10 protein-coding genes are annotated in these 13,720 nt (G+C 38.2%); 6 read left to right on the plus strand and 4 right to left on the minus strand.

Annotated features, from left to right (window positions below; genetic code table 11):
- The first annotated feature begins 262 nt into the window (after positions 1-262).
- The 4 genes from FLEMA_RS72440 (at position 263) to rpsJ (ending at position 4,465) form a co-directional block, all read left to right on the plus strand.
- Positions 263-820: a hypothetical protein gene (locus tag FLEMA_RS72440; protein ID WP_044172965.1), complete on the plus strand. Its 558-nt coding sequence runs from the start codon at positions 263-265 to the stop codon at positions 818-820.
- Between the two features lie 357 nt (positions 821-1,177).
- Positions 1,178-3,271, plus strand: coding sequence for an elongation factor G (gene fusA, locus FLEMA_RS72445; RefSeq protein WP_044172967.1), 2,094 nt, complete (start codon positions 1,178-1,180; stop codon positions 3,269-3,271).
- Positions 3,272-3,353: 82 nt separating this feature from the next.
- Positions 3,354-4,049, plus strand: a complete 696-nt coding sequence (locus FLEMA_RS72450; RefSeq protein ID WP_218918542.1) for a pseudouridine synthase — start codon at positions 3,354-3,356, stop codon at positions 4,047-4,049.
- A 110-nt stretch (positions 4,050-4,159) separates the two neighbouring features.
- Positions 4,160-4,465, plus strand: coding sequence for a 30S ribosomal protein S10 (gene rpsJ / locus FLEMA_RS72455; protein WP_044172971.1), 306 nt, complete (start codon positions 4,160-4,162; stop codon positions 4,463-4,465).
- A gap of 87 nt (positions 4,466-4,552) precedes the next feature.
- Here rpsJ and FLEMA_RS0143485 read toward each other — a convergent pair whose 3' ends face one another.
- Entirely contained in the window at positions 4,553-6,292 is a 1,740-nt protein-coding gene (locus FLEMA_RS0143485) for a M3 family oligoendopeptidase (protein WP_026996841.1), read from the minus strand.
- Positions 6,293-6,537: 245 nt separating this feature from the next.
- Entirely contained in the window at positions 6,538-8,037 is a 1,500-nt protein-coding gene (locus FLEMA_RS0143495) for an NADH-quinone oxidoreductase subunit N (RefSeq protein ID WP_044172973.1), read from the minus strand.
- Positions 8,038-8,119: 82 nt separating this feature from the next.
- On the opposite strand from FLEMA_RS0143495, the gene FLEMA_RS76270 reads away from it, so the two are divergent.
- Positions 8,120-9,145: a sensor histidine kinase gene (locus FLEMA_RS76270; protein ID WP_052354201.1), complete on the plus strand. Its 1,026-nt coding sequence runs from the start codon at positions 8,120-8,122 to the stop codon at positions 9,143-9,145.
- Here the strand turns inward: FLEMA_RS76270 and FLEMA_RS0143525 are convergent.
- Both FLEMA_RS0143525 and nuoL read right to left on the minus strand, forming a co-directional pair.
- Complete coding sequence (locus tag FLEMA_RS0143525) at positions 9,142-10,800, minus strand: complex I subunit 4 family protein (protein ID WP_081681433.1); 1,659 nt, start codon at positions 10,798-10,800, stop codon at positions 9,142-9,144. The two genes, FLEMA_RS76270 and FLEMA_RS0143525, sit on opposite strands and share 4 nt — an antisense overlap.
- A 60-nt stretch (positions 10,801-10,860) precedes the next feature.
- The gene (gene nuoL, locus FLEMA_RS0143530) at positions 10,861-12,759 is read right to left on the minus strand and encodes an NADH-quinone oxidoreductase subunit L (protein ID WP_026996844.1); all 1,899 of its coding nucleotides are present in this window, start codon (positions 12,757-12,759) and stop codon (positions 10,861-10,863) included.
- Between the two features lie 331 nt (positions 12,760-13,090).
- Here nuoL and FLEMA_RS72465 point away from each other — a divergent pair, with 331 nt between their 5' ends.
- Positions 13,091-13,663: an acyl-CoA thioesterase gene (locus FLEMA_RS72465; RefSeq protein ID WP_044172976.1), complete on the plus strand. Its 573-nt coding sequence runs from the start codon at positions 13,091-13,093 to the stop codon at positions 13,661-13,663.
- Positions 13,664-13,720: the final 57 nt, after the last annotated feature.

Below are 13,720 nucleotides of genomic sequence, written 5' to 3' on the forward strand. Positions count from 1 at the left end.
CGTCTATAAAACAATATTGTAGCCGAATCAAAAAAAAAGCGAGTATAATTTAAAAACATACCGTTTAATAACTTTAATTCAAATACAATCGACAAATTATTGATTTACTAGGATAACTATAATACTTTTGCTTTTGCTTAGATTAGAAAAGTACAACTTAAATGTTGATTTTTGAGGAAAACAATCTCAACATAAAGGAGGAATTTATAAAGTAAAAGCAATTAATAGCCTAATGTTAAAGTACATTTAAATTATTAAGTGCATGAAAATTAAAAGAAGAAGACTCCTCAGTAGTCCCACGTTTCTATTAGGAACAATCTTAGCTTTGGTTGGGAGTATCATCTCATTTAGTCATGGGTTGGCCGAGTTCAATCAGCGTAAAGAAGGGTATTTCCAAGGGACAATAAGCTTTGGCGACAGTACAACACACAAAATGCGTACAGCCGAAGTAGAGGTGAAAAAGGCATCAGAAAGAGGGAGTCAGAATATCACAATCATTGTAACCGACGATAAAACGGCTGAGTCTGTGTATGTAAAGTTATACAATGTTAATGATAAAGGAACATTTTTTATTCCGGGCAATAATGCACAGAAAAATGTTGGGAATTTGGTAAAAGACATCAATCGTTATAGAGATATTAATAATTTTTATCAGACTATCTTGCCCAATGAGGAAGGGTTACAGAATGGGGTAGGTCGTGTAAATATTACCAAACTTACCGATGATGAAGTAGAAGGTGAATTGATAATCGTAGCCAACAATGCAGCAGGCGAACAAGCTCAGTTATCATCGGCTCGATTTAAAGCAAATATTCGATAAGGAAAGATTAAGAAATGTAATCATTCTTGTCTATAAAAATATATTTAGTGGTTAGGTGATACCAAAACGCTCGTGGCAGTTGCAACGAGCGTTTTTTGTTGAATATAACCAGATATTGAATCATAGAATAGCATCTTAGGATAGTACAAAAAGAGCGAGAAGGTTTTTGAAAGCTTAAATAACGAAAACTTATCACCTAGAATTTTTGTATTTCATTAAGATTCAGTAATTTTGCACCCTGATTTTAAGATGGTTAGTCGTGGGAAATCAATTAAATATTGATAGTTAGAAGATTACGACAAGGTATAACCAGTTTAATGAAGCAAGAAATAAAACTAAATAATCAACATTTAAACAATGGCACGGGATTTAAAATTCACAAGAAACATTGGTATCGCTGCCCACATTGATGCCGGTAAAACTACAACCACAGAGCGTATTCTTTACTATGCAGGTGTAAGCCACAAAATTGGTGAAGTACACGATGGTGCTGCTACAATGGACTGGATGGAGCAGGAGCAAGAACGTGGTATCACTATTACTTCGGCAGCTACTACTGTAAACTGGAACTATAGAGGTGACAATTATCATATTAACATTATTGACACACCAGGTCACGTTGACTTTACCGTAGAGGTAAACCGTTCTTTGCGTGTATTGGATGGTCTAGTATTCTTGTTTAGTGCTGTAGATGGTGTTGAGCCTCAATCAGAAACTAACTGGCGTTTGGCCAACAACTATAACGTAGCACGTTTAGGGTTTGTAAACAAAATGGACCGTTCGGGTGCCGATTTCTTGAATGTATGTAAGCAAGTAAAAGAAATGTTAGGTTCTTATGCTGTGCCTTTACAATTACCAATCGGTGCTGAAGATAAATTTGAAGGTGTAGTTGACTTAGTGAACTTCCGTGGTATCAAATGGAATGAGCACGATAAAGGAATGACTTTTGAAGTTGTACCTATTCCTGAAGATATGCTTGACGAAGCAACAGAATACCGCGAGAAATTGTTGGAAGCTGTAGCTGAATTTGATGAGTCTTTGATGGAGAAATATTTTGAAGACCCTGAGTCTATCTCTGAAGACGAAATCTTGGCTGCTCTTCGTGCTGCTACTATCTCAATGAAAATTGTTCCTATGTTGTGTGGTTCATCTTTCAAAAACAAAGGTGTTCAAACAATGTTGGATTATGTAATGGCTATCTTGCCTTCTCCATTGGACAAAGAATCTATTAAAGGTACTGATCCAAGAACAGAACAAGAAATCGAACGTAAACCAAGTGTTGACGAGCCGTTTGCTGCATTGGCATTCAAAATTGCTACTGACCCTTACGTAGGTCGTTTGTGTTTTGTTCGTGCTTATTCTGGTGTACTTGAAGCGGGTTCTTATATCTTGAACAACCGCTCAGGCAACAAAGAACGTATTTCACGTATCTTCCAAATGCACGCTAACAAGCAAAATTCTATCGAGCGTTTAGAGGCTGGTGATATTGCTGCGGTTGTAGGTTTTAAAGATATCAAAACTGGAGATACCCTTTCTGCTGAAAAATCTCCAATCGTTCTTGAATCAATGGTATTCCCTGACCCAGTTATCGGTTATGCTATCGAGCCTAAGAAATCTGCTGACCAAGACAACTTCTCGAAAGCTATTGGTAAATTGATCGAAGAAGATCCTACTTTGCAAGTTGAATCTAACGAAGAAACAGGTCAGACTATCATCAAAGGTATGGGTGAACTTCACCTTGAAATCATCATCGACCGTATGCGTCGTGAATTCAAAGTAGAAGTAAACCAAGGTGCTCCTCAGGTAGCTTACAAAGAATCGTTAACTAAAACTACCGAACACCGTGAAGTTTACAAAAAACAATCAGGTGGTAAAGGTAAGTTTGCCGATATCGTATTCGAAATGGGACCAAGAGAAGATGGTAAAGAAGGTTTGGAATTCGTTAACGGTATCGTTGGTGGTGTAATTCCAAAAGAATTTATCCCTGCTATCCAAAAAGGTTTTGAAGGTGCTATGAAAAATGGTGCTTTAGCTGGTTACCCAATGGATTCAATGCGTGTTCGTTTGTTCCACGGTTCATTCCACGATGTCGATTCAGATGCATTGTCATTCGAATTGGCAGCTCGTATGGGTTACAAAGAAGCAGCAAAAGCAGCAGGTGCTAAATTGATGGAGCCTATCATGGCTGTTGAAGTTGTTACTCCAGACGAATATACTGGTCCTATCACAGGTGACATGAACCGTCGTCGTGGTATGATGAAAGGTATGGACTCAAAACAAGGTGCTGTAATCTTGAAAGCAGATATTCCATTGTCTGAATTGTTCGGTTATGTAACTGACCTTCGTACAATGTCTTCTGGTCGTGCTACAGCTAACTTGACTTTCTCTCACTATGAATTCGTTCCGCAAAACATTGCTGACGAAGTAGTGAAAAAAGCTAAAGGTTTGTAATAACACGCTAGCTTGCTAGTTGTATATAAGCTACCGCCTCCTCGACTTGTCGTGGGGGCGGTTTTATTTATCCCCTATGCCAATGACACTCCCCATTCTTTATCAAGACGAATATCTTGTAGCTATCAACAAACCTCATAATTTGTTGGTACACCGCTCGCCTATTGCGGCCGAAGAAACTGTATTTGCCTTACAGCTACTTCGAGACCAACTGGGTGTATGGGTAAGTCCATGTCACCGAATTGACCGTAAAACGGGTGGCGTACTATTATTTGCCTTGAATAAAGAGGTTGATAAACTGGTCAAACAGCAGTTTGAACAACATACCACACACAAAAAATACTGGGCTTTGGTACGAGGATATTTGCCAGAAGAAGGCTTCATTGATAGGCCACTGGCCAAAGAAAATGGCGATATGCAGGATGCTCTTACTCGATTTAAGTGTTTACAGCAAATAGAGCTACCCATAGAAGTAAGTCGTTATCCAACGTCTCGGTATTCATTGGCCGAGATTTATCCTGAAACTGGCCGTATGCACCAAATTCGTAGGCATTTTGCCCAATTACGCCATTATTTGATTGGTGACAAAACTCATGGTGAGTGTAAACACAATAAGATGTTTGAACAACATTTTGGACTGAACACAATGCTGTTACATGCCGCCTCATTATCGTTGGTACATCCTATTACACAACAGCCACTTACTATAGATGCACCTCTGAATGAAGAGTTTGTCAGAATTTTAGCAGTAATAGGCATGAATCCAATTGAACCATAAAAAAAACATTGTGCAATGTTGTACAATAACTTGAAAGTCAGTAATTTTGTAGTCCCCAATCCGAAGCTTATGGTACTTTCGGGTTGGTTTTCATTAAACGTACCAACACAATGAATCAAAAAATCAGAATCAAATTGAAGTCATTTGACCACACATTAGTGGACAAATCGGCTGAAAAAATCGTGAAGGCTGTTAAGGCTACAGGTGCTGTTGTTTCAGGTCCTATTCCTTTGCCTACTAAAATTGAGAAATTCACAGTTCTGCGTTCTCCACACGTTAACAAAAAAGCTCGTGAACAATTCCAATTGTGTACTTATAAGCGTCTAATCGACATCTATTCATCTTCTCCAAAAACAGTTGATGCTTTGATGAAATTAGAATTGCCTTCAGGTGTTGATGTTGAAATCAAAGTGTAGTTTACCTTGATTAGAAGACAATAAAAAATCCCATCCAGACCTAGTCTCGATGGGATTTTTGTTAAATACCATACAACAGCCTTGGCTTTAGGCTTTTAGGGCTTTTAGCTCATTTTGTAAGAAATTCATTAATGACGCAATATGTTCTTTTGAGAAATCGAAAGGAATATTGGCCGCTTCATAAATAGCTCCCATGGGTTTGGTATAGCCTAATTTTAGGGCATTCAAATACCCCTGCAACCCTTTTTGTGGATTCTCTTTGTAGTTTTTCCATACGCCAATCGCTCCTAATTGAGCAATACCATATTCAATATAATAGAATGGTAACTCAAAAATATGCAATTGACGTTGCCACAATGTAGCCTTATAAGCTTCTATACCACCCCATGAAGTTACCGAATCGGTAAATTGTTCATAAATATTAATCCAAGCTTCTGTGCGTTCGGCTACAGTGTGGGTAGGATTTTCATAAATCCAATGTTGAAACTTGTCGACAGTAGCTACCCAAGGCAAAGTACTTAGAATGTCTTCTAAATGCTGAATTTTGGCTCGACGGAGGTCTTCTTCATTATTAAAGTAAACGTGCCAGTAATCCATCGTGATAAGCTCCATTGACATAGAAGCCAGCTCGGCCACTTCCGAAGGAAAGCTACGGAATGTATTTAGGCTCAAATCTTTTGTAACAATCGAATGTACAGCATGACCGCCTTCATGCAAAATTGTAATGACATCGCGCATCAGCGACGAGGCATTCATGAAAATAAACGGAAAGCCTGTTTCTTCTAAAGGATAATTGTATCCACCTGGAGCTTTTCCAACCCTTGATTCAAGGTCTAAACGTCCCATTTGTTTCATCAATGTTAGGCATTCGCCCAAGAACGGGTCGAGTAGGTTGAAACACTCAATTGTTTTGTTCAGCAAATCTTCACCTCCGTTGAAAGGATGTAGGGCAGGCCGCCCTTGAATATCCACGCCTTTGTCCCAAGGACGAAGGTCTGTTAGTTGTAAGGCATTTTTTCGTTCGCTTGCCAACTGATTCAAAATAGGCACAATTGTTTCGGCTACAGCCTGATGAAACTGAAAGCAGTCGTTAGGAGTATAATCAAAGCGCTTGAGGGCTGCAAAAGAATAATCTCGGTAGTTGTCAAAACCTGCATTAATAGCCACCTGATGACGTAAATCACGCAGTTTGTTGAAAAGCTCATCAAGCTTATCGTGGTCTTGAAAACGGCGTTCTTGTACTTTTCGATAGGCCATTTCACGCACTTCACGATTGGCATTTTCCAGATAAACACCTGCCTGCTGAAGCGTTTTGGTAACACCATCAATTTCAACGGTCATTACACCAACAGTACCTTGGTACTCGCTCGAAAGGTTTTGGATTTCGGTAAATAATGGAATATTCTCGCTTCTAAAAATTTCAGTAGATTTTTGCATTCCACGCAGTGTTACATAAAAAGCCTCAGCTTCTGTACCACTTTCGGAAAGTTCTTTTAGATAAGGGCTATCTAAGGTTTTTTTGTTCAATAAATCGTCGTAGCTCGCTAATTCTGGTTGGATTTCAGTAACAAATTGGTCAAAATGAGCTTTTACATTCTTGTCGGTAGTATCGCAAGTCATTTTGATATATCGCCAAGCAAAGTTTTCAGAAAGATAGCTTTCTAATTCAGAGCGGTCGGCAAATAATTTACGGAGGTCATCGGCACTGGCGATGTTTCGGCTAATAAGGTTTTCGTAGAAAGGCTTGACGCTTTCCCAAGTAGTGAGTTCAAAATCTTCACCTAAGAACTGACGAGTTGGACGTGCTGTTGAAATAGTTTCTGTCATGACAAAATTGCTTTTGAGCTTTAAGGCAAAAAGCAATAGGCTTTAGCTAGCACAAAATTAGCCTTATGAATACCAAAGACACCAAGTGACAATGCTTTTAGTGTAAGAATATAGCATGCTTTATTATGTGCCTGTAATCTAAAGCTATTCATTTACTCAAGTGCTTAAAGCCTGTTGCATTTTTCGTATTGAGTTAATATTTCAAATGTAATAGAAGTTCTGCTGAAAGCCTACATCAAACTATTTTATAAGTAATTGATAAGGTGCATAAGCCAGTCGGCTTTAAAAAATAGGATCAATAAAGGAGCCGTAAAAACAATCGCTAATAAATATTGCTCTAGTGAAATAGTAATATTCTGTTGCGTTTGGGAGGTTTTGAAAAATAGATAAAATGGAATTTTGAGATAGAAGAAAAGCGAGACCGCCGTATTGAGCAAACCAAACAAGAATAAGCCTAAAAGGATACTCTGATGGCTTTCTGCCTGCTGGTATGCCTCCCAAATAGCAGAAAAAATGTTAAACTTTGCAAAAAAACCAGCTGTTGGTGGTAATCCTGCCAAAGAAATCATTATAATTACCATCAAAATACCCAAGAAGGGTTTCTGACGGCCTAACCCTTTCAAATACTGAAGGTCGATATCATTAGAAATATTCAAATTCAAAGCGATAATATCGAGTAAAAAAAATGCAGCATAATTAGCAAATAAATAGGTAACCAAATAAAAAACAACACTCTTTAAGCCCATTTCACTAAGTCCAACAAGCCCAATTAGCATAAATCCTGCATGAGCAATTGTTGAATAAGCCAAAAGCCTTTTTGCCTGATTTTGCCACAATGCCGAAAAATTACCAAAGGTAATAGTTGCCAATGCTATTACTGCCGTAACAAGTCGCAAATCGTTGGGTACAGCCAAATAAAATCGCATTGCTACTAATATAGCCGCCACTTTAGGAGCAATTGAGAAAAAAGCCACCACAGGAGTCGAAGCCGCTTGATAGGTGTCGGGTGTCCAGATATGAAAAGGGGTAGCCGAAAGTTTAAATAAAAAGCCACTAATTGTCATTACTACCGCCACAGTAGCTGCCAATTCGTCAATTTGAGTAATTCCTCTGCTAAAGTCGGGCGAGGTAATATTTAATGTCCCAGTCATACCATACAACAATGACATTCCGTATAGCATAATGGCCGACGACGTCGCCCCAAAAATAAGATACTTGATACCTCCTTCGGCACCGGCTTTATCTTTGTTGAATGCCGTAAGGATATAAGACAATAACGAAACCATTTCTATCGACAAATATATCATTAGCAAATTGACCGACATCGTCATTAGCTGTAACGCAATAACCAACGCAATAACTATGGCATAAAATTCTCCTGCATATTTTCGTTTGTTGACCTCGATATGTGCAAACATAAAAATACCTGCAATACTAATAAGGGATTTAAAGAAAATGGCCTTAGCATCCAAAAATAACATTTTATCAAACAAAAATGTATCGTTGTTGTGATAATACTGATTTGAAATTTGATAAATATTGATAATCAATGCTCCTATACAAAGTATATTGAATATACTAAACTGGGGCGATGTTGAAGGGGCAATTTTTCTTTTATGGGCAAAAACAAGGTCGGCTATTATTAAAAACAAGAAAATACCAGCCAAAAAAACCTCTGGCGAAAGTACTCCAAGACTATTGATAATTTGGAGGAGTTGTTGGTTTAAGTCTAAATTTTCTGTCATTTCATTTCTGCACGTAAATCGCAGATTCTTCTTTTGGTTGATTTTTTTATGTAAATTTACTCGACAGAGCTAATTAATAACAATGAAGAGAAATAAGTTCTATTGGATTATTCAAGTAATATGCTGGTCGTTTGTGGCTTTTACCTCAGTTAAGTATAGTGAATTAGGAAATGAAACGCTAACCTTTCAAGCCACCTATTTTGGTGTCTATGTTTTGCTAGGCTTGGTTGTTAGTCATCTTTACAACTATATTCACGAGAGCTACGACCCCGACCAAACTACCTCTCAACAATTTGTGGTATTTCCCTTGTTAGGAAGTTTTACCATTGGTACAATATTCGCTATTACAGACTATATTTTCTTTAATCGTAACCGCTTGTTGATTGGAGAAATCAGCCTTTTCGATTTGATTTATTCCATTTTTGATAATATTTGGCTAGTAATACCTTGGTTTCTGTTTTATCATTTGTACCGTTTTGTGAATGTCTACGAAGACAGACGACAACGTGTTTTGACAGCCGAAAAAATGCTCAAAGTTGTGGAACTAGAAAATCTTAAAAAGCAACTCAATCCTCATTTTTTGTTCAATGCTCTCAATAGTATCAAGGCTCTTACCATTAGCGATAGCCGCCAAGCTCGTGATGCTATTATGCAGTTGTCAGACTTGTTACGCTTGTCGCTCAACCTTGGTGAACAACATAAAGCCATGCTTAGCGAAGAACTTAAACTAGCAAGCGACTATTTATCATTAGAAAAAGTTCGTTTTGATAACAGGCTTCAATACGAATTTCATGTTCAAGAAAATATTAGCGATATCCTGATTATCTCTATGTCGTTAAATACTCTTATTGAAAATGCAGTTAAGCATGGTATTGCCAAAACCAAAACGGGAGGCAAAATAATTGTTTCTATTTTTACCGTTGGTAATGAAATTACCATAAAAGTTTGTAATACAGGGCAGTACAACCCTCAGCCCAAAAGTAATGCCAGCGGTATAGGGCTAGATAACCTTCGTAAAAGGCTTGATTTACATTATGGTTCTAAGGCTTCGCTCAATATCATCAACGAAAACGACATGGTTGCCGCTATTATTCATATGCCGTTCTAAGGGAACAGTTTGAGTAATTCATTTACCGAAATATGAGAAATATCAAACATTAGGTGTGGAAAAATACCAAATACCAGTGCTAGTAGTCCTAAGGGTACTAGCATTATTTTTTCCCTCAAAGTCAAATCCACTAAGGTTGATTCATCATACCTTGACCAATATTTCCCAAAAAATATCCGCTGCAATGTCCACAAGAAATAGGCAGCACCAAGTACCAACCCAAATACCGCAATAGCAGTAAGCCAATTCGGAAAAAGGGTACTATTAAAACCCCCTATCAAAGTAAAAAACTCGCCAATAAATCCTGAGAATGCAGGCAAACCCAGTGATGCAAAGAAAGCTACAGCCGTTAGGGCGGTATAAATAGGCATCTTGGCCGCAAGGCCTTGGTAGCTATCTATACGGCGGTCATGTGTACGGCTATACAAAACACCCACCAATAAAAATAACATAGCCGACAAAATACCGTGTGAATACATTTGGTAGATTGCTCCATTGATACCTTCGCTGGTAAGCGATGCTATACCCAACAGCACAAATCCCATGTGTGAAACAGACGAATAAGCAATCATTTTTTTGAGGTCGTTCATAGCCAAAGCATTGTACGCTCCATATACAATCGACACCACACCAAAGGCCGCAATAATAAAAGCAAAATCCATAGCTGCTTCAGGGAAGATAGGATAGGCGATTCGGAGGAAACCATATCCGCCAATTTTCAAGAGAATCCCTGCCAAAACTACCGAAACAGGTGTTGGTGCTTCTACGTGTGCGTCGGGTAGCCAAGTGTGTACGGGTACTGCGGGTAATTTGATACCAAAACCCACCATCAGCAAAATAAATCCTAAGGCTCTGATACTTAATCCACCTAGTTTGATATTAGAAAAAATATGAAACCACGATTCGGGCAAGTAGTTGCTTGTATCAGGCAAGAAACGCAAGTCGAAAGTATGTACAAGCTGTTCGGAAGGAATTTTACCCTCGGCCAACAAAGCCTGAATTTCTGAAATAACCGATGGGGTTATTTGGGCATAATCGCCGATAAGTCCAGTTTGCAAGGCTGTTTCTACGGGGTCGATAGCCGATAAATAAAGCCCAATCATCACCACCAAGATAAATAACGACCCCACCAATGTATAAATAAAGAATTTGATAGAAGCGTACTCCTTGCGTGGCCCTCCCCAAATACCTATTAAAAAATACATAGGTAAGAGCATAAACTCAAAGAAAAGATAAAACAAGAATAAATCTAAGGCCATAAAGCAGCCTACAATCGATGCCGTTAATAAAAGATACAACGAAAAATAGCCTTTTTCCTTTTGCTTGATTTCAAAAGAAGAAATAGCTCCAATCAACATCACCAAGCCCGTAAGTAGCACCATTGGCATACTTATACCGTCGATACCCAACAAATAATCAATAGAGCCAATACCCAATGCACCCAATGGCAGGGTTATCCAATCTATTTGCTCAACAAATTGGTATTCTGCCGTTTGTTGGTCAAACAAAAAGTACAAACGCATACACAGCAAAAACTCAATCGCTGTAACGGCCAATGTAATCCATTTGTAGTATGCTCTGTAATTTTCTGGTAAAATGGCAATGACCAAAGAAAATACTAATGGTAAAAATATGAGTACTGAAAGTATAGACATATCGTAGTGAAATTTCATCTACATGAACAACCCACTAGGAGTTTGTTCGTGCTTGATTGCTTAGTAAATAATAAACACAATTAGACTAATTAGCCCCATCAGTGCAGCTACAACATAAAGTTGTACTTTGCCCCCTTGAACAGAGCGTGTTATTTTTCCGATAATTCCTGTTAATGAAGCCAATGCGTTTGGGACACCGTCTATCCAACGGCTATCAAACCACATTACTATTTTTGCCATAATTACCTGTACATTAGCTAGGCTATTAACAGTTTGGTCAATAACCTGCTTGTCAAAATACTGTAGCCCTTGGGCCAAAAGCAAAGTTGGTTGTACCCAAACTAGATCATAAAGTTTGTCGAAAGTAGGTACTTTATTGTCAAAAATGATATTTCTTGAAATATAACCAAGCCCAATACCCAATACTACACAGGCTATCGAGGCATAACCAATCCAATGATTTTCTGCCAATATAAAATCAGGATTGATAACATGCCAAAACCAGCTATGTCCTGCATGGAAGGGGTTGGTCGAGAAAATCATACCAAAAGATAGAATGGCTAGCAATGCCAAAGGGAATTTAATTTTGATACTTCCTTCATGAATATAATTAGCTTGTATTGCTTCATTGCGAAGTTCGCCCATAAATACCAACCAAACCTGCCGTGACATATAGAACGCCGTCATGACAATCCCAATAAAAGTGAAACCTCCAATCCAGTTGAAATAAGGATTTAGTTCAGCCATTTGGTATAAGTTGGCCAAGATAGCATCTTTCGACAAAAAGCCTGAGAACAAAGGAAGACCCGCTAATGCCGCCGCAAAAATGACAAAAACGATAAAAGTAAATGGAAGTTTTTTGCGTAAGCCACCCATCAAACGCATATCTTGGGCATCGAAGTGCTGATTATGCCCAGCGTGGTGCAAAGCATGAATCACCGAGCCTGCCGCCAAAAACAAACCCGCTTTGAAAAAGGCATGAGTCAATAAATGAAATAAAGATGTTGCCGTTCCTAATCCAATCAGCATAAGGCCAAGCTGTGAAATAGTCGAGTAAGCTAAAGTTTTTTTGATGTCTGTTTGGAAAATGGCATAAATAGACCCCAACAACATTGTAATACAGCCAATGGTAGCAATTACAATATAGGCAGTATCGGTAAAAACAGGTTGGATTCTTGCCAAAAGGAATATACCAGCGGCCACCATTGTAGCAGCATGAATCAGTGCCGAAACGGGCGTTGGGCCTTCCATTGCATCGGGTAGCCAAGTGTGCAGTGGAAATTGGGCTGATTTGCCCATACAGCCACAAAAAAGTAAAATACCCGTCAGGGTAGCCCATTCGGGTGTAATCTGGCTCGGATGATTACCTAAACTTAAAAAGCTAAAGTTACCCCAGAAATAATACACCAAGAAGATTCCTAAAAGAAAGCCCAAATCGCCAACACGATTTACCAAAAAGGCTTTTTTAGCGGCTTTTACGGCACTATCTTTGGTGTACCAAAAACCAATTAATAAATAAGAGCTCAAGCCCACCAACTCCCAAAAAGCATACATACACAGCAGGTTGTCGGTAAGAATAATACCCAACATCGAAAATACAAATAACTGAATAAAGCCAAAATAGCGATATTGTGCGGTATCTTCGTGCATATAGTCAATAGAAAATAGCTGTACCAAAATAGCAATGAAATTGACTAATAGCAACATCATTATGGCATTGGCATCGAGTAGAAAACCAAATGAAATGGACGAATTACCTAAATTAAACCAACTAAAGGTAAAATGAGATGGAATATCAATTTGCTGAGTAAGCCAAATTGTTAACAGCAAATTCAATCCTGACAGCCCAGTAGCAATCCATCCTGAAAGGGCATTATTTCGCTTTCCTAACAGTATTGATATACCAAATCCTGCAAGCGGAGTCAATAATATGAACCAAATAATAATGGCAGGAGTCATTCTTCTAAATATTCAAATGTAAGTGGTACAATTCAATGTATTCAGGGTTTTGTACCTAAATTCTTGGAAAATTTCTATTTTTATACAAATATACGGGTCAAAATTTAATTAAGCCTAATAGTTTTTATATAAAATCTACTAAGTTTGTGGACTTTTCGTATTGTGGTTACTATTTTATCGTGAGCAGGCGTATCAATTACATCACCTGTTTGGTCTAAATATGGTATAAATAGGGTTTCTAAAAAAGCTAAAAGCCTTCATAACAATAGGAGTAGCATCTTTTAAGCCTCACTTGTTCATTTGTTAGTATTAAATTAACCATTAAAATTTTATGGAAAATACCAAATCTGTTAATTATTCAAAAACAACAATTACAGAATTAATGATTCCTTCTTATGCCAATTTTGGTGGAAAAATTCACGGAGGAATATTGCTTTCGCTGATGGATAAAGTGGCCTATGCTTGTGCCGCCCGACATGCGGGTACTTATGTTGTAACGGTATCGGTAGACAACGTAGAGTTTCGGCAGCCTGTAGAAGTAGGCGATTTGGTTTCGTTACATGCTTCTGTAAATTACGTAGGGCGTTCGTCTTTGATTATTGGAATACGTGTTATTGCCGAAAACATTAGAACCAAAGAAATGAAGCACACCAACACTTCATATTTTACCATGGTTGCCAAAGATGACGACGGCCGACCAACCGAAGTGCCAGGCTTGGTACTAGAATGCGATGACGATATACGTAGGTTTTTGGAGGCAATCAAACGCAAGGAAATCAAAAATGCTTACAAAGGGTTGCTCGACGATGCCAAAACCAGTATGAATATCGACCAGAACCTCCACTTGCTCGAAAATGAAAGATGTATTATCAAAAGAGAAAGAGATATGGAGAGTTTGTGGTAATTTTGTAGCTAGCGTATTGTTCACTAGATTTACAGATATAACATGATAAAACCTTTT

Source organism: Flectobacillus major DSM 103, assembly GCF_000427405.1.
Classification (GTDB): Bacteria; Bacteroidota; Bacteroidia; order Cytophagales; family Spirosomataceae; genus Flectobacillus; species Flectobacillus major.